General features: G+C 62.9%; 12 protein-coding genes and 1 pseudogene. 8 read left to right on the top strand and 5 right to left on the bottom strand.

Going from position 1 to position 17,030, the window contains the following annotated elements; genetic code table 11:
* Nucleotides 1-497: pseudogene (locus ACROHD_RS01495) on the top strand (bifunctional proline dehydrogenase/L-glutamate gamma-semialdehyde dehydrogenase); the annotation flags it as partial.
* A 2-nt stretch (nt 498-499) separates the two neighbouring features.
* Here the strand turns inward: ACROHD_RS01495 and ACROHD_RS01490 are convergent.
* Nucleotides 500-3,079 (bottom strand): cation-translocating P-type ATPase, encoded by a 2,580-nt coding sequence (locus ACROHD_RS01490; protein WP_432675501.1) that lies wholly within the window; start codon nt 3,077-3,079, stop codon nt 500-502.
* A 128-nt stretch (nt 3,080-3,207) separates the two neighbouring features.
* On the opposite strand from ACROHD_RS01490, the gene ACROHD_RS01485 reads away from it, so the two are divergent.
* Both ACROHD_RS01485 and mnmH read left to right on the top strand, forming a co-directional pair.
* Nucleotides 3,208-4,119: an NAD(P)-dependent oxidoreductase gene (locus ACROHD_RS01485; RefSeq protein WP_432675509.1), complete on the top strand. Its 912-nt coding sequence runs from the start codon at nt 3,208-3,210 to the stop codon at nt 4,117-4,119.
* Nucleotides 4,120-4,158: 39 nt separating this feature from the next.
* Entirely contained in the window at nt 4,159-5,220 is a 1,062-nt protein-coding gene (mnmH, locus tag ACROHD_RS01480; protein WP_432675500.1) for a tRNA 2-selenouridine(34) synthase MnmH, read from the top strand.
* Here the strand turns inward: mnmH and selD are convergent.
* Together selD and truA are read right to left on the bottom strand one after the other, a co-directional pair.
* Nucleotides 5,197-7,362 (bottom strand): selenide, water dikinase SelD, encoded by a 2,166-nt coding sequence (selD, locus tag ACROHD_RS01475; RefSeq protein WP_432675499.1) that lies wholly within the window; start codon nt 7,360-7,362, stop codon nt 5,197-5,199. The genes mnmH and selD overlap by 24 nt on opposite strands.
* 185 nt (nt 7,363-7,547) lie before the next feature.
* Nucleotides 7,548-8,321 (bottom strand): tRNA pseudouridine(38-40) synthase TruA, encoded by a 774-nt coding sequence (gene truA, locus ACROHD_RS01470; protein ID WP_432675497.1) that lies wholly within the window; start codon nt 8,319-8,321, stop codon nt 7,548-7,550.
* Between the two features lie 104 nt (nt 8,322-8,425).
* Between truA and ACROHD_RS01465 the strand changes: the two genes are divergently transcribed.
* Genes ACROHD_RS01465 through ACROHD_RS01455 form a run of 3 tightly spaced genes read left to right on the top strand, consistent with a single transcriptional unit; the run spans nt 8,426 to nt 11,735 of the window.
* Nucleotides 8,426-9,838, top strand: a complete 1,413-nt coding sequence (locus ACROHD_RS01465) for a YcjX family GTP-binding protein (protein WP_432675496.1) — start codon at nt 8,426-8,428, stop codon at nt 9,836-9,838.
* Nucleotides 9,835-10,842, top strand: a complete 1,008-nt coding sequence (locus ACROHD_RS01460; protein ID WP_432675495.1) for a YcjF family protein — start codon at nt 9,835-9,837, stop codon at nt 10,840-10,842. Before ACROHD_RS01465 ends, ACROHD_RS01460 begins: the two co-directional genes overlap by 4 nt.
* A complete protein-coding gene (locus ACROHD_RS01455; protein ID WP_432675494.1) occupies nt 10,839-11,735 on the top strand; it encodes a DMT family transporter in 897 nt (298 codons plus the stop codon). The genes ACROHD_RS01460 and ACROHD_RS01455 overlap by 4 nt, the downstream gene beginning before the upstream one ends.
* Here ACROHD_RS01455 and ACROHD_RS01450 read toward each other — a convergent pair.
* Entirely contained in the window at nt 11,710-12,891 is a 1,182-nt protein-coding gene (locus tag ACROHD_RS01450) for an FAD-dependent oxidoreductase (RefSeq protein ID WP_432675493.1), read from the bottom strand. The two genes, ACROHD_RS01455 and ACROHD_RS01450, sit on opposite strands and share 26 nt — an antisense overlap.
* Before the next feature lie 130 nt (nt 12,892-13,021).
* On the opposite strand from ACROHD_RS01450, the gene ACROHD_RS01445 reads away from it, so the two are divergent.
* Nucleotides 13,022-13,330 carry a hypothetical protein gene (locus ACROHD_RS01445; protein WP_432675492.1) on the top strand — a complete coding sequence of 103 codons (309 nt, stop codon included), beginning with the start codon at nt 13,022-13,024 and terminating at the stop codon, nt 13,328-13,330.
* Nucleotides 13,331-13,418: 88 nt separating this feature from the next.
* On the opposite strand, the gene ACROHD_RS01440 is transcribed toward ACROHD_RS01445, so the two are convergent.
* Complete coding sequence (locus ACROHD_RS01440; protein ID WP_432675491.1) at nt 13,419-13,829, bottom strand: group III truncated hemoglobin; 411 nt, start codon at nt 13,827-13,829, stop codon at nt 13,419-13,421.
* 240 nt (nt 13,830-14,069) lie between these two features.
* Between ACROHD_RS01440 and ileS the strand changes: the two genes are divergently transcribed.
* A complete protein-coding gene (gene ileS / locus ACROHD_RS01435; protein ID WP_432675490.1) occupies nt 14,070-16,985 on the top strand; it encodes an isoleucine--tRNA ligase in 2,916 nt (971 codons plus the stop codon).
* Nucleotides 16,986-17,030: the final 45 nt, after the last annotated feature.

The raw sequence follows: 17,030 nt of genomic DNA, 5'->3' as shown, positions 1-17,030 counted from the left end.
CCTCCGCACCCGCGCGCGGCGGCAAGGGGGCCGATCCGGCGCAGGTGCAGGCGGCGCTGGACAAGGCCGTGACCGACACGCTGAAACGGCGCAGCACAGAAAGCCTGCCGGGCCCGACGGGGGAATCAAACCGTCTGTCGATCTTTGCACGCGGCACGGTTTTGTGCCTTGGCCCGACCGAGGAAGCCGCCGCCGAACAGGTGCGCATCGCTGAATGGGCGGGCTGCAAGGCTGTGGCGGTTGCGCCGGGCGCAGAGATTGACGGGCTGTTGCAGGCCGAGGCTCTGACCGATCTGACAGGCTTTGCCGTGGTCGCCTATGACGGGCCGGAAGAGCCCGCCCGCGCGATCCGCTCTGCTTTGGCCGGGCGAGACGGGCGGCTTATCCCGCTGACCTCGCGCGCCGATCTGGCCGCCATGTGCCGACTGGAACGCCATGTCTGCATCGACACCACGGCGGCGGGGGGCAATGCCTCGTTGCTGGCGGCGGCAAGCTGACCTCAGGCGGGGCTGTTCCGGTCCCGCCAGACCATCACCGATTTCACCGCTTCAGGGACAAGGATCAGGGGCAGGGCCAGAAGGCCGATCATCTGCCAGTGGTCCACCCCAAGCGGGACGGTGCGCAGCAGCACCTGTAGGGGCGGCCAGTAGACGGCGGCCACCTGCGCGGCAAGCATCAGCACCAGCGCGACCAGGAGCAGCGGATTGGAGGCAAGCCCGATCTTCCAGCATGGCTGGCGGAAGGACCGGAAGGCGAAGACGCTCATCTTTTCGAATACCACGATCGCCGTGAATGCGGCAGTGCGGGCGATGTCCTCGCCCTGCGGCAGCAATGTATAGAACACCCACAGGCCGGCCGTGCCCGCATAGGCCCCGAAGGCGAGGATCATGGCAAGGCCCGCAGGCCCGAGGATGCCCGCCTTCATCGGGCGGGGTGGATCCTCCATCTGGTCCTTGGTCGCCTTCTCCAACCCGAGCGCAACCGCCGTGACACCATCGGTGATCAGGTTCATCCACAGGATCTGCGTGGCGAGCAGGATCAGCGGCCCGCCCAGGAAGAGATTGACCAGGATCGCCACGACCTCACCGGCGTTGGAAGACAACAGGTATCGCACGAAGCGCTGCACATTCTCGAACTGGCGGCGGCCTTCGCGGACGACCCGCACGATGGTGGCGAAATTGTCGTCGAGCAGCACCAGATCGGCGGCGTCCTTGGCCACGTCCGTGCCCCGAATGCCCATGGCAACGCCGATGTCAGCGCGTTTCAGGGCGGGCGCATCGTTTACCCCGTCGCCTGTCATGGCGACGATCTGGCCTTCGGCCTGCAAGGCCTCGACCAGCCGCATCTTGTGGGCGGGCGCGGTTCTGGCAAAGACCACGTCTTGTTCCAGCAGTGCCTGCAGATCGGCGTCCGTGGCCGCGTCCACATGGTCGCCGGTCACCATCTGGCCGACCGGCAGACCGACCTGGCTGGCAATGGCCTGAGCGGTTATCGGGCTGTCGCCGGTGATCATGATCACGCGGATACCGGCGGATCGGCAGGCGGCGACGGCGGCAGGGACTTCGGGCCTTGGCGGGTCGATCAGGCCGACGAGGCCGAGGAAGGTCAGATTCTCCTCTGCCGCGTCGGCGCCATCGACCTTTGCCGAGGCCAATCCGATGACCCGCAGCCCCTCACCCGCCATCCGTGTGTAGGCGTCTTCGACACTCCGCCGGGCCGCGGCAATCATCGGCACCGGACCATCCGGTCCCGCGACCTGTGTGCAGACATCCAAGATCGCCTCTGGCGCTCCCTTGGCGTAGAGCACCGGGCCGCCGTTGCAGGTGGAGACCACGCTCATTCGCTTGCGTTCGGACGAAAACGCGTTTTCCGACAGAACGCAGGTGGGGTCTGGCAGGGGCGCCCATCCCTTGTAGGCCAGCGTGATAAGAGCGCCTTCCGTGGGTTCGCCGATAATCTGCCATTGACCGGCCTCCTGCCGCAGGCTGGCGTGGTTGCAGATCATGGAGCAGTCCAAAAGCTCGGACAGGACCGGATCGTCGCCGTGGCGCTGTGGCCCCCCCGGCCCCTCGATATGGCCAGACGGGTCATAGCCGGTGCCAGTGACCTCCAAAACGCGATCCCCTGGCAACCAGACGCGCGCCGCCGTCATCTTGTTTTCCGTCAAAGTGCCGGTCTTGTCCGTGCAGATCACCGAAGCCGCGCCAAGTGTTTCGACGGCTTGCAGGCGCCGTGCCAAGGCGTGGTGGCGTACCATTGCAGAAGCCCCGAGCGCGAGTGTAATCGTGACCACGGCAGGCAGACCTTCCGGCACAATCGCTACGGCCAATGACAGGCCGGTCATAAACATATCCAGCAGGTCTTGCCCCGCTGCCAACCCCGCCACGACGACCGCACCGCCAAGAGCAATGGCAGCAAGGCCCATCTGGCGGGCAAGCCGACTGAGTTGCCGGGTCAGGTGCGTCTGCTTTTCTCCAACGGACCCGGTCAGTTCCGCGATCTGGCCAAACTGGGTGCGGCTACCGGTGGCGGTGACGATCCCTTCGGCGCGGCCAGCGACAACCGATGTGCCCATTTGGACCCGTTGGTCCTGGCCAGATTTATCGACCGGCAGGGATTCCCCTGTCAGCACGCTCTCGTCGACCTTCAATTGCAGCGCGATGTGCAGCGCGGTGTCGGCTGGCACCCGGTCGCCCGCTTCCATCACCACCAGATCACCGGGGACGATGCCCGAAGTCTCGATCATCTGCTGCTGACCGTCGCGCACCACACGCGCCTTGGGGTCGAGCATTTGGCGCAACGCGGCCAGAGCAGTCTCGGCTCGCCATTCCTGCACGAACCCAAGGATTCCGTTCAAAAGCACGACCAGGCCGATGGCGAGCGCGTCTACGGCTTCGCCGAGCGCGGCGGCGATGACCATTGCCGCGATCAGTACCAGCACAAGGAACCCCGCAAACTGCCGCGCAAGGATGCGCAGTGGCGAAATCACTTGCGCCTCGGCCAGGCGGTTCGGGCCGTGTTTGACCAGCAGACGCGCAGCCTCGGCGCTGGTTAAACCGGTGGGAATGGGGTTGCTCATTTGAATGTCCTGCGCTTGATGACATCACCCTAGGCCGCATCTCGGTTGGTGACTTTGACCAATATCAACGAGCCGCGGGCTTGCCCCCGCCAAGATATCCCGCGATGAAGGGGCAAAGGCAGGCGCGTATGCGCTGCATCAGGAGGAATGAGAACATGGCGAAAGTAGCGTTTCTGGGTCTGGGTGTGATGGGCTACCCAATGGCGGGGCATCTTCAGGCCGCCGGGCACGAGGTGACGGTCTATAACCGCACGACGGCGAAGGCTGAAAAATGGGCCGCGCAGCATGGCGGGTCGCATGGCGTGACCCCGCGCGAGGCCGTGGCAGGGTGCGATTTCGTGATGGCCTGCGTGGGCAATGATGACGACCTGCGGTCCGTGGTTCTGGGCGAGGACGGGGCGTTTGCGGGGATGAAGGACGGCGCTGTCTTTGTCGACCACACGTCCGTTTCAGCAATCGTCACCCGTGAGCTGGCTGCAAGTGGGGCAGAGCAAGGTTTTGCCTGGGTCGATGCGCCGGTATCGGGCGGACAGGCCGGGGCCGAAAACGGCCAGCTGGCCATCATGTGCGGCGGTGATGACGCGCCTTATGCGGCGGCGGTCTCGGTGATGGATGCCTATGCCAAAGCGATTGAACATTTCGGCCCCGTGGGGTCCGGCCAGCTGACCAAGATGGTCAACCAGGTCTGCATCGTGGGTGCGGTGCAAAGCATCTCCGAAGGGCTGTACTTTGCCATGAAAGCCGGGCTCGACGCCAAGAAAGTGGCCAAGCTCGTTTCCCAGGGCGCAGGCGGATCGTGGCAGCTGGCCAATCGCGCGGACACGATGGTGGACAACCACTTCACCCACGGGTTTGCTGTCGACTGGATGCGCAAGGATCTGGGAATTGCGCTGGAACAGGGCAAGGAAATGGGCCTGTCGCTGCCCGTCACGTCGCTGGTTGACCAGTTCTATGCAGAAGTTCAGCAGCTCGGTGGCGGACGGTGGGATACATCGAGCCTGATCCAGCGGTTTCGCAAGATGAACGGCGAAGAGATCTGACGCGGCGCGTCGATCGTCCGACAGGAAGGAAAATCTGGCGTGAGCGTTGAGCTGGGAGATCTCTGGCAAGGGGTGTGGCACGGGTTCGACACCGTGATCGACGTGCGCGCGCCCTTGGAATTCGCCGAAGATCACCTGCCCGGCGCAATCTCCCTTCCGGTCCTGTCAGACGAGGAACGCGCCCGCGTCGGCACGATCTACAAGCAGGTCAGCCCATTCGACGCCCGCAAGATCGGTGCGGCTCTGGTTGCCCGAAATGCCGCGCAGCACATCGAAAGCCAGCTGATGGATAAACCCGGTGGCTGGTGGCCCTTGGTCTATTGCTGGCGCGGCGGGCAGCGGTCAAACTCTTTCGCCACGATCCTGCGCCAGATCGGCTGGCGGGTGGAGGTGCTGGAGGGCGGTTACCGCAGCTACCGGCGGGCGGTGGTTGAAAAGCTCTATGACAGCACGCTGCCCTTTCGGCTGATCCGGCTGGATGGCAATACTGGAACTGCCAAAACCGCGCTTCTGCCGATGTTGCAGGCGCGGGGAATACAGGTCGTGGACCTTGAGGGATTGGCGGGCCATCGTGGGTCAATCCTTGGCTCAATCGCAGCGGGACAGCCATCGCAGAAGGGGTTCGAGTCCGGCTTGATCACGGCGTTTCAAGCGCTTGATCCGGCCAAGCCAGTGGTGGTGGAGGCAGAGTCGGCCCGCATCGGCACTCTGCGCATTCCGCCCGCCCTTTGGCAGGCCATGATCCGCGCGCCTCGGGTCGAGATCGAAGCACCGGTTCCGACCCGCGCGGCATATTTGGCGCGGGCATATTCCGATCTGCTGGCCAAGCCTGCGGAACTGACCGCTTTGCTGGAAGGTCTGCGCGCCTTGGTCGGTGCAGAGCGCGTGCACGAATGGGTTGAGATGGTCGAAAGTCAGGACTGGCTTTCGTTGGCCGAGGGCCTGGTTGTTCATCACTATGACCCCGCCTATGCCCGTGCCCGAAGGCGTGACGACGCGCATACTGCGGCAGTTGTTCCGGCGCAGCTATTGACGGATTCAGCCCTGCCCGCCGTTGCAGATCAACTGGCCAAGGCGTTAAACGAGGTCGATCCCGGGTGATCCGGCTGTGATCTCGCCTATGATGGCCGCGCCAACCCCGATAGCCTGAAACGCGTTTATCACCTGATCGCCAGTGTCGGCAGGTATTGCCGCCAGCAATCCGCCCGAGGTTTGTGGATCGAACAGAATCGGATCGGCAAGCCCGTCTATCAGGCTAAGAACAGCTGCTTCATTTGCCCCGTGAATGGTGGACCGCAGGTCCTTGGCCAACAGCGCGGATGCACCGGGCAGAACCGGAATCCGCCCTTGATCCAACCGGGTCGCTACGCCCGAGGCGCTACAGATATTCAGCAAATGCCCGGCCAGACCGAACCCGGTCACATCCGTCATCGCATGGGCATGCGGCGCAAGGATGCGCGCGGCCGGGCCGGAACTGGCCGCCATCTGCGCCAACGCATTGGCGACCACTTCTCCGGCTGCGCGGAGCTGCATTTCAGCGGCCAGAATTACTCCGGTGCCAAGCGGCTTTGTCAGCACCAGAATGTCACCGGGTTGCGCGCCGTCCAGGGTGATCGCGGGCCGATCCAGCAGCCCGGTCACGGTAAACCCTAGCGTCAGTTCATCCGCCATCGAACTGTGGCCACCGACGATCTCGGCCCCCTCCTCGGCAAAGACGGCGGCGGCCTCGGCCATGATTTCCGCCATCCACCGGCTTTGCAGATCTGGCGACAGGCGCGGCAGGATCAAGGTCGCAAGCGCGGCCTGAGGCTTCGCGCCCATGGCCCAACAATCTCCTAGCGCGTGAACGGCGGCAATCCGTGCCTGCAAGGCATGGTCTAGGGTGAAGCCGCGCAGGTGATCGGTGGTCAGGATCTGCCGCACCTCGCCCATCTTGATAACGGCGGCATCATCGCCGGGCGTTGACAGAATGTCGGCACGGATATGCGCGGGTAGGGTGGTCAAAGCGCTGTTCAGGCTGCCGGGCCCCAACTTGGCACCGCAGCCCCCGCACATGGGCTTGTCCCCCAGAACCTCGCGCAGCCCCGCCGCCATTTCCCGCGGCAGATCGGGCAGGGCCATCGGCGACAAGTCGCGAAACTTATCCATGAATTTCTGATCAATCCGGTTTTTCCAGCGCCACAAAGCAGACCCGGTACCGACAAACCCACGCTTTTCCGCCAGCGCCCGTTTGCCACCAAGAGAGATTAGCTTGAGATAATCATGTTGCGGGCGGAAGGGCAGAAGATCGCCATCTCGTCCCATGGCCATGGCGCGTAGGTTGCGCAACAGGACGGGGGCCGCGCGAACCGCGTAGACGCCCGCCTTGGGGCGCGGATCGAAGGCCAGATCGGCACAATCCCCGGCGGCAAAAACCTCTGGGTGAGAGACAGAGCGCAAATGCCTGTCGACGGTTATGTAGCCCTTGTTCTGGTGCAGCCCGGTTTCCGCCAGCCAGCGGTGTGGGCGCGCGCCCGCCACGCCAAGGGTAAACGTGGATGATACAAATGTGCCCAATGCCAATTCCACCTGGTCGGCCGTGACCCGTGCCACAGTTTCCGATGGCAGCAGCCGAATGCCCGCGCGGGTGAGCTCGTTCAAAAGGCGATCTTTTGCCCCAGGATGCACTTGGTCAAGAACTGAGCCCCGGTCGATCAACGTCACGTCGGCCTGCCCCGTAGTGGTCCGAAGCCGATGCGCTGCCGCAAGTGACAGCTCCACTCCGGCTACGCCCGCCCCGATCACCGCCACCGGGCCACCGCCGCCATCGACAAACTGGGCCCAGGCATCTGCAAAACGATCAAGCGGCTTGGCCGCCACGCCAAACTCGGAAAATCCGGGGATCTCCGGCATCTCGCTATGAATCCCGATATCGAGAGACAGCAGATCATACCCGATCGGCGCACGCCCCGGGACGGTGACAAGCCTGGCCTCAAGATCGAGCCCGGTGGCCGCCCCGATCACCAACCGCGCGCCCGCAAAACGCGCCAGCTTGACCAAATCAATATCAAGGGCATCCCGTTCGTAGTGCCCTGCCACATGGCCGGGCAACATGCCGGAATAAGGCGCCGTCGGGCCGGGATTGATCAGCGTCAACCGAACGCCGGGCAGAGGCCTCATACCCCAGGCCTTGAGAACCAGAGCATGGCTATGCCCGCCGCCGACAAGCACGATATCCGTCACGATTGGCAGGGCCGGTCCCATAGTTCCCTCATCTCCACACGGTCCCTGACATAGCGTTTATCAGACCCTGAAAGCATCCTCTGCGCGGTTGCAACAAAGTAATTACTGCGTCACAGCGCCCGGCAACCTTTGGCGCCGCCGTTTCACACCGGCCTAACAACCTCGGGCGTGGTGCCGAAGACGACGGGGAAGCGCCCCAAAGTGCGTTATCTTCCTGCGAAGACCGGCTCAGGATAGCGCACATGGTTCAGGTACAGCCCCTCGGGTGAACAAACCGGTCCACAGGCGGCCCTGTCACAGGCTTCCAACGCAGCTTTCACATCTTCGGGCGCCCATGAACCGGCCCCGACCCGTTCTAATGTACCAATGATCGAGCGTACCTGATTGTGCAGGAATGACCGCGCCCGCAGATGAAACCGGAACTCAGCACCAAACGGGTAATCGACCTTTTCGATCCTGATTTCGTCCAGTGTTTTGACCGGGCTAGCCGCCTGACAGATCGTGGCACGGAATGTGGTGAAATCATGCTTTCCGATCAGATACTTGGCCCCTTCGCGCATCGCCTCTAGATCCAACCGGTTCTTGACGTGCCAGACCTTGCCCATGTCATGGGTCAGGGGCGCACGCCGAGAGACCAGGCGGAAAAGATACTGCCGCTCCAAGGCTGAAAACCGGGCGTGCCAGTCATCGGCAACGCGGGCTGCGGCCACAACGGCAACCGGTTGCGGCTTCAGGTGGTAATTCACGGCCTCGGTCAGACGAAACAAGTCCCACTCTCGGGCCATATCGCAATGGGCGACCTGTCCAAGCGCATGGACGCCCGCATCGGTACGGCCCGCCGTCGCGATTGACGGAACATTCCGCTCCAGACGGGACAAAGCCTCTTCCACGGCCCCCTGAACCGAGGGTCGGTCGGGTTGGCGTTGCCACCCAGAAAAGAGGCGGCCATCATATTCTATCAAAAGCGCGTAGCGGGGCATGACCTTCCGCTACCGCAAAGCGGATGAAAGGGCAATCAGCCCTGTAATCCGCCACCATGAATGCCTATTCTCTGATCCATTGGACTTCTCAAAGGACAGATCGCTTGGTCATTGGCGCCATTTCCGACACTCTTGGCCGCGGCGTGGAAAGCGTCGGTTCTGCCATCTCTGAAACGTTTTTCGAACCGGTGATCCGCCTAGGCGTCACCGGCCTGTCGCGTGCGGGCAAAACGGTGTTCATCACGTCGCTGGTCGCCAACCTGCTGGACCGGGGCCGGATGCCGGGGCTTCAAGCTGCCAGTTCAGGCCGCATTCAGGCCGCGTTCCTGCAACCACAGCCCGACGATACGGTGCCGCGGTTCGACTATGAAACGCATCTGGCTGCCCTGACCGGACGCAACCCGCACTGGCCCCAATCAACCCGTGCCGTATCGGAACTGCGCCTATCGCTTCGGGTTCAGCCCTCTGGTCTATTGTCGGGCCTCTCCGGTCCGCGCACGGTGCATATCGACATCGTGGACTACCCGGGCGAGTGGCTGCTGGACCTGTCACTGCTTGATCAAACATATGACGCGTGGAGCGCTGACACCTTGGACCGGGCGCAAGCGAGGGACTCCGCAAAAGCTTTTCTTGAGCTGGCGAAAGACACGGATGGTTCAGCGAAACTGGATGAAACCACAGCGCAAGGATTGGCGCGCAGCTTCACGACCTATCTCAACGATGCCCGCGAACAGGGCTTTTCCGATTGCACGCCTGGCCGGTTCCTATTGCCGGGAGAGCTGGAGGGCAGCCCCGTCCTGACCTTCGCGCCGCTGCCCCCCGGGGAGAGCCCGCGCGGTAGTCTGCGCCGGGAAATGGCCCGCCGGTATGAAGCCTACAAATCGCAGGTTGTGAAACCCTTCTTCCGCAATCACTTCGCCCGGATCGACCGACAAGTAGTGCTGGTCGATGCGCTTGGCGCGATCCATTCCGGCCCGCAGGCGGTTGAGGATCTGCGCCGCGCAATGGCGGGTATTTTGGGCGCTTTCCGGCCGGGTCGGAATTCCTTCCTGTCTGCCATTATGGGCAAGCGAGTGGAAAAGATCCTTTTCGCCGCCACCAAGGCCGATCATCTGCATCACAAGCAACACCCTCGCCTGACCGCGATCATGGAGGCACTGTTGCGCGACGCCCGCGACCGTGCCGATTTCGCGGGGGCGAAGACGCAGGCCATGGCCCTGGCCGCCTTGCGCGCGACGATTGAGGAAACGAGGGCGCATGGCGGCAAGGATCTTGACCTTGTGCGCGGAAGGCTTTTGGACACGGGCAAACAGGCCGCGTTTCATCCCGGTGAACTGCCGGATGATCCCGGCCACCTGCTGGCACCCGCCCGCAAGGGGGACACTGCTTGGCTCGATGCCGATTATTCGGTCATGCGTTTTGCGCCCGCCGAACTGACCCTGAAACCCGGTGAAGGTCCGCCGCATATCCGGCTCGATCGCGCCGCAGAATTCCTATTGGGGGACAAGCTGTCATGAGCGACCGAAAAGGCCCCATCCTGATCGAACTGGACGACGCCCCGGCAGAAGGCCCCGCCGCCGCTCCGCCGGTTCCCGATCTCGACCTGCCAGCCCCCACGGGCCGTGCCATGCAAACGGTGGCGACGCTGGCCGCGCGCAAACCCTCGCGACTGGCGCGGTTCTTCTGGGCGTCGCTGACGGCGCTTCTGGGGTTCGTTATCTCTCTGGCAGCCTGGAATTTCGTGAACGGCCTCTTGGCGGCGAACCCGGTTCTGGGCTGGATCGCAACCGGACTGATCGGCTTGTTCATTCTGGCGGCCCTGCTGGTCGCGCTGCGCGAAGCGGCGTCGTTCTTCAGCCTCGGTCGGCTCGACAGCTTGCAAAAGTCAGCCGAATCCGCGTTGGCGACAGGCGACCTCAAAGCCGCACAGAAGGTGTCGGATGACCTGATGACACTTTATCGCGCGCGACCGGAGCTTCGGTTGGGACGAGAGGCGGTCATGGCGCGCAGGGAAGACGTGTTTGATGCGGACACGGCCCTGCATCTGGCCGAGGATCAGTTGTTGGCCCCGCTCGATGCCCTCGCCCGCGCCGAGGTTGAGGCCGCGACAAGGCAGGTGGCAGCTGTAACAGCGTTGGTGCCGCTGGCATTGGCTGATGTGGTGGCAGCCCTGACAGCGAACCTGCGCATGATCCGCCGCATTGCCGAGATCTACGGCGGCCGAGCCGGGACCCTTGGCGCGTGGCGCCTGACGCGCACCGTGATCACCCATCTGGTTGCAACCGGCATGGTCGCCGTTGGCGATGACATGCTGGAACCCATCATTGGCAGCGGCCTGATCGGCAAGATCTCTCGCCGGTTCGGAGAGGGCGTTGTCAATGGTGCGCTGACCGCCCGTGTGGGCGTCGCGGCGATGGAGGTCTGCCGCCCGCTACCTTTCCGGAAAACCACTCGCCCCTCTGTCACCGGTCTGGTGCGCCGGGCATTGTCGGGGCTGTTCAACAAAGGCGACACCAAGTGACCGGGGATCGCCCCCTTTTGGGCGTCCTTTTGATGTTGGGCTTTTGCGTGCTGATCCCGTTCGGTGACGCTTTGGCCAAGATGCTTGGCGATAGCGTGCCGCTGATCATACTGGTGCTTGTACGGTTTGGGTCACAGGCAGTGTTGCTGGTTCCTCTGGTCTGGCTGACCGGAAGCACGCTGAGAATGAGCAGTCGGGCCTTTCGCCTGACAGCCTTCCGTTCGGTCCTGCAAATCCTTGGTATCTCCTTCATGTTCCTGAGCTTGCGGTATCTGCCTCTGGCGGATGCGGTGGCCATCGCCTTCGTCATGCCCTTCATCATGCTGATCATGGGTCATTTTATCCTGGGCGAAGAGGTGGGCGTCCGTCGTATTGCCGCCTGTGGTGTAGGCTTTGTTGGAACGATGATGGTGATCCAGCCAAGCTTTGCCGAGGTTGGTTGGGTTGCGATGCTGCCCTTGTCGGTCGCCTTTATCTTTGCCCATTTCATGCTGATCACCCGACAGATTGCGAAAGAGGCAGATCCGTTGGCGTTGCAGGCTGTCGGCGGAATGGTCGGCGTGCCGATCCTGCTTGCGTTGCTTCTGCTGCCCATTGATCTGCCGGACCTGACTCCGGGCTGGCCTTCGGGCGGTGAGGCATGGCTGCTGGTGACCATGGGCGTTCTTGGTACCGTCGCGCATCTGCTGATGACATGGTCTTTGCGCTTTGCTCCCTCCGCCACCCTGGCACCGATGCAATATCTGGAGATCCCGGTCGCAACGCTGCTTGGCTTTGTCTTCTTCGACGATCTGCCCGACGGTCTGGCCGCTGCGGGGATTGCGCTGACCGTTGGGGCCGGGCTCTACATCATCTGGCGAGAGCGCGTCACCTCCCGCGCGCAACCGGCGTGAGGGCCGGCATTGGCGGCACCAGATCACCACAGACCAACCGTGTGAGGATGGCTGGCGCAGGCCAGGTTCGGGAAAGCGGGGCCAAAAGGCGATCCCTGATCACCGGCTGAACCCGGCTGTCCGATTGATATTGCGGGGTGAAAGACGCACTCAGCGCCTGATACGCCGCAACATGCCACCGACGCGCCCCGGCATAGAGGCGAAGCGCCTCCTCCCCTTCGGCGATCCTCAGGGCGCGCCGCAAAGCCTCTGCGTCCAGCAATGCCATGTTGGCCCCTTGCCCCAATTGCGGGCTGGCCCTGTGGGCGGCGTCACCGATATGGGCGATGCCAGCGTCATAGGGGGCTGCAAGCGATCCGTGGGTGTAGCTCGCAAAGGTAAAGGCCTCGTGGCCGTTGATCCATCCAAGGAAAGGGCCGAAATCTGGCCAAAGACGGCTGGCCTCGGCCCGCCATTGGTCAAAGGGCTTGGTTTTCCAGTCCTGGAAGGATGCCACAGGCAGTGAATAAAAGATGGCCGCCAGGTTCTGCCAAGGTTGGTCAGGCATCGCCCCGACAGGCAAAACCCCCAGCATCCGGTCGGCCCTGCGATAGCATTGCGACAACCGATCATAGGGCAGCAAGCTGTCCTCGGGCCAGGGAACCGTCGCCCAGACCGCGCCGTAGGGCAGGGGGCGGCTGGTCAGAGGCGAAAGCGGTGAACCTGCGCCGCAGGCATCAATGATCAGGTCGAACGGATTCGATTGCTGATCGCCAAAGCAAAGCACTTGCCCGACGCGTCCAGTGACTCGATGCGACGGGATGAGACGCGCTCCCGCCTCGATTGCCGCGTCATGCAACAGCGAAAACAACGCTGCGCGGTGGATGCCGAGCCCCTTGCGGTCGTCCGTGTCGCCATAGCTGACGGACAGAACAACGCGGTTGTTCCCGGCCTCATGCCCGAACATCGAGGCAATCGGCGCGCCAAGGGCTCTGGCCTTGTCGCCCGCGTCGATGCGGTCGAGAACCGACAGGCCGACGGGTTGGATGACAAGGCCGGACCCAACCGGCTGAGGGGCCTCGAACTGATCGAAAACCGTGACGTCATGCCCATCCCGCGCAAGCAGGGCCGCAGCTGCCAGCCCGCCGATTCCTGCGCCTGCGATGCCGATCTTCATGCGTCTGCCTCGTCTGAATTGGGTCTGGTCGGCCAATGTTTCGCAGCGTCAACACTCCCGCAATGCTTGACCGAACCCGGGAAGCGGCGCAACCTGAGCCTGTTTTGATCAATCATTTAAGGAGAAGGCAATGAGTTGGAGAAGTTTATCCGGGGCCAGCAAAGCAGCTCTGATCTTCGCGATCCTCGGGTATGTCATCAGTTTCACCACGCTCTCAACCAGTTCGATCAACGGGGTTCAGACCTGCAGCTACATGAATTATGGCGCTCTGCTTTTCGGAGTATTGGCCATGATGGCTGGGTCATCGGGGCTGATGGGGGTCAGGGCCTTGGCAGCGGATACGCGCAACCTCAATATCGCGGTCTGCGTCGGGGCAGATATCGTCGGCGTGATCCATATCCTGCGGGGGATCGGTATGGTGGGCGGGCCTTGTGGCTGACCTTTCCACCCGGCGCGGGCAAGATTTTTGAAAAATCTTGAAAGGATCTTGCAAGATCCTTCCCCGCGCCCGGCCTGACCGGTCCGCGTTACCTCAGTTTCGGGATGCCGCCGGGCAGGGTGTCCCGGTCGACCACTCCCGCCCTCAGGGATCGCCCGATCCTGTGCGCCAGTGCCGACCAACTGGCGGCCTGATCCGGCGAAAGTTCTGCCGATAGAGTCGCGTCGAACAGCTTCAGCCATGGCTCGAACATGCCCGGCCGCACATTGCCCGCCTGAATATGTTTCTCCATCGGGTTGCCGTCATAGCTGCGCTCGCCCAAAATCGCATTGGCCCAAAACCGGGCGATCTTGGCCTCGTGCGGGGGCCAGTCGGTGATATGGGCGGCAAAGACCGGGCCAAGCACCGGATGCGCGCGGACACCGGCATAGAACCGGGCGACGACACGCTCGATCTCTGGTCTTGTGATGTCGAATTTGGCAAACGGAGTGGACGTCATGACGCCAAGATGGGGCTGCAACCCCCTGTTCGCCAGTGGCCATCTGGTCGCGCCACGGGCCTCTGGACGACCCCCGCCCGCAGGCCTATAAGGCGCGTTATGACCCGCCTATTCGTGCGCATCATTATTCGAATTATTGGCCCGGCTCTCTGAGACCAAGAGACGCCGGGACAAGGTGTTTGATTTTTCGCACCGCCCTGATAACCCCATCCCGACCGAATATCACGAGGACGCCGATCCATGTGCGCCGACACGCCTGAGCAATCGCTCGACTACAAAGACACACTGAACCTGCCCAAAACCGATTTCCCGATGCGCGCGGGCCTTCCCAAGCGCGAGCCTGAATGGCTGGAACGTTGGGAGAAGATGGGCATCTATGATCGCCTGCGCGAAAAAGAGGGCCGCACGCCCTTCACGCTGCATGACGGCCCCCCCTATGCCAACGGCCACCTGCATATCGGCCACGCGCTGAACAAGACGATCAAGGACATGATCGTGCGGTCGCATCAGATGATGGGACATGACAGCCGCTACATCCCCGGCTGGGATTGCCACGGTCTGCCCATTGAATGGAAGATCGAGGAACAGTACCGCAACAAGGGGCTGAACAAGGATGACGTGGACGTGGTGGCCTTCCGGCAGGAATGCCGCAAATTCGCGGAAGGCTGGGTCGATATCCAACGCGAGGAATTCAAGCGCCTTGGCATCACCGGCAACTGGGCCGATCCCTACCTGACCATGGCCTATCACGCCGAGCGGGTCATCGCCGAGGAATTCATGAAGTTCCTGATGAACGGCACGCTCTATCAGGGGTCCAAACCCGTGATGTGGAGCCCTGTTGAAAAGACCGCGCTGGCCGAAGCCGAGATCGAATATCACGACCACAAGAGCCACACGATCTGGGTGCCGTTCAAGTCCACGAACGGGCAGGGCGATCTTCAAGGCGCCAAGGCTGTCATCTGGACGACGACCCCCTGGACGATCCCGTCGAACAAGGCCGTGGCCTTCAATCCGGCGATCTCTTACGGGCTTTACGAAGTCACCGGCCGGCCCGAAGAATGCTGGTGCCGGATCGGTGACCGCTACCTGTTGGCCGACAAGCTGGCCGCCGACGTGCTGACCAAGTCGCGGCTCGAAGAGTCCATGTATCGCCGCTTGCGCGACGTGACGGCGGATGAGCTTGGTGCGCTGATGCTACAGCACCCCTTCCACGGCTTCGATGGGGCAGAGGGCTTCTGGGACTACGACGTGCCGATGATCGACGGTGATCATGTGACCGACGATGCGGGCACGGGCTTCGTCCATACCGCGCCGTCCCACGGGGCCGACGACTATGAATGCTTCATGAAGCGCAACTGGCTTGACCGGATGACCCACAACGTGGGTGAGGAATCCGAGTTCCTGCCGCATGTGCCCTTCTTCGCCGGTCTTCAGGTCTTTGATCGCAAGGGCAAGGAAGGTAAGGCCAACGCCGCCGTGATCGACAAACTGGTCGAGGCTGGCAGCATCATCGCCCGTGGCCGCGTGACCCACAGCTATCCTCATAGCTGGCGGTCCAAAGCCCCGGTCATCTTCCGCAACACGCCGCAATGGTTTGCGGCCATCGACAAGCCCGTGGGCGACGAGCAGGACCAGTACGGCACCACGATCCGCGAACGCGCCCTGACTTCTATCGACAGCCTTGTGAAATGGACCCCGCAGACCGGGCGCAACCGGCTTTATTCCATGATCGAGGCTCGGCCCGACTGGGTTCTGTCCCGTCAGCGGGCCTGGGGTGTGCCACTGACCTGCTTCACCAAGAAAGGCGCCTTGCCGACCGACGCAGATTTCCTGCTGCGCAATGCAGAGGTCAACGCCCGCATCGCAGCGGCATTCGAAGCCGATGGGGCTGACGTCTGGTACATGGACGGCGCGAAGGAGCGGTTCCTGGGCGGCATCGTGAATCCGGGCGACTACGATCAGGTCTTCGATGTGCTGGATGTGTGGTTCGACTCTGGCTCCACCCACGCTTTCGTGCTGCGGGACCGGGAAGACGGCACCGCTGATGGCATCGCCGATGTCTACATGGAAGGCACCGACCAGCATCGCGGCTGGTTCCATTCCTCGCTGCTGCAGGCCTGTGGAACCCTTGGCCGCGCGCCCTATCGCAATGTGGTGACGCATGGCTTTACGCTGGACGAAAAGGGCATGAAGATGTCCAAGTCGCTCGGCAACACCATCGTGCCCGAGGCGGTCGTGAAGCAATACGGGGCCGACATTCTGCGCCTTTGGGTGGCTCAGGCCGATTACACAAACGACCAGCGCATCGGGCCGGAGATCCTTAAAGGCACCGCTGACAGCTATCGCCGGTTGCGCAACACGATGCGCTTCATGCTGGGGTCGCTGGCGGACTTCAGCGAAGCGGACCGGGTTGACCCCGCCAATATGCCGGAGCTTGAACGGTGGGTTCTGCACCGTTTGGCGGAACTGGATCACACCGTGCGCGCGGGCTATGCGAGCTTCGATTTCCAAGGCGTGTTCCAGGCGCTGTTCAACTTCGCCACCACGGATCTGTCGGCCTTCTATTTCGACATCCGCAAGGATGCGCTCTATTGCGATGGCGACACCCTGAACCGCCGTGCGGCGCGGACGGTGCTGGATATCCTGTTCCACCGGCTGACCACCTGGCTTGCGCCGATTCTGGTTTTCACGATGGAAGAGGTCTGGCTGGAACGCTTCCCGGGTGATGACAGCTCGGTCCATCTGGTGGATTTCCCCGAGACTCCGGCCGATTGGCGGGACGAGCCGCTGGCCGCGAAATGGGCCAAGGTGCGCTGTGCCCGTCGGGTGGTCACGGCCGCGCTGGAAATCCAGCGCCGAGAGAAGGTGATCGGTGCCTCGCTGGAAGCCGCCCCGGTGGTTCATGTGCGCGATGCCGACACATTGGCGGCGCTTCGGTCGATCGACTTCGCAGATGTCGTGATCACTTCGGATGTCAGCCTGACCGGTGACCCCCTGCCGCAAGAGGCGTTCCGCCTGCCCGAGGTCCAGGGCGTCGGCGTGGTGTTTGAAACTGCCGAGGGAGAGAAGTGCCAGCGTTGCTGGAAGATCCTGCCCGATGTGGGCAGCCACAGCCATGCAGCTACCTGCAAACGCTGCGATGAGGCGCTCGGCTAAGGCAAGCTGACGGTTTTCGGAAAGGGCGTCCAGAAAGGGGCGCCC

The sequence above is a fragment of the Nioella aestuarii genome (assembly GCF_050896395.1).
Taxonomy (GTDB): Bacteria; Pseudomonadota; Alphaproteobacteria; order Rhodobacterales; family Rhodobacteraceae; genus Nioella; species Nioella aestuarii.
Note: the sequence above shows the minus strand (reverse complement) of the source record. Positions and strands in the feature narration are given on the sequence as shown.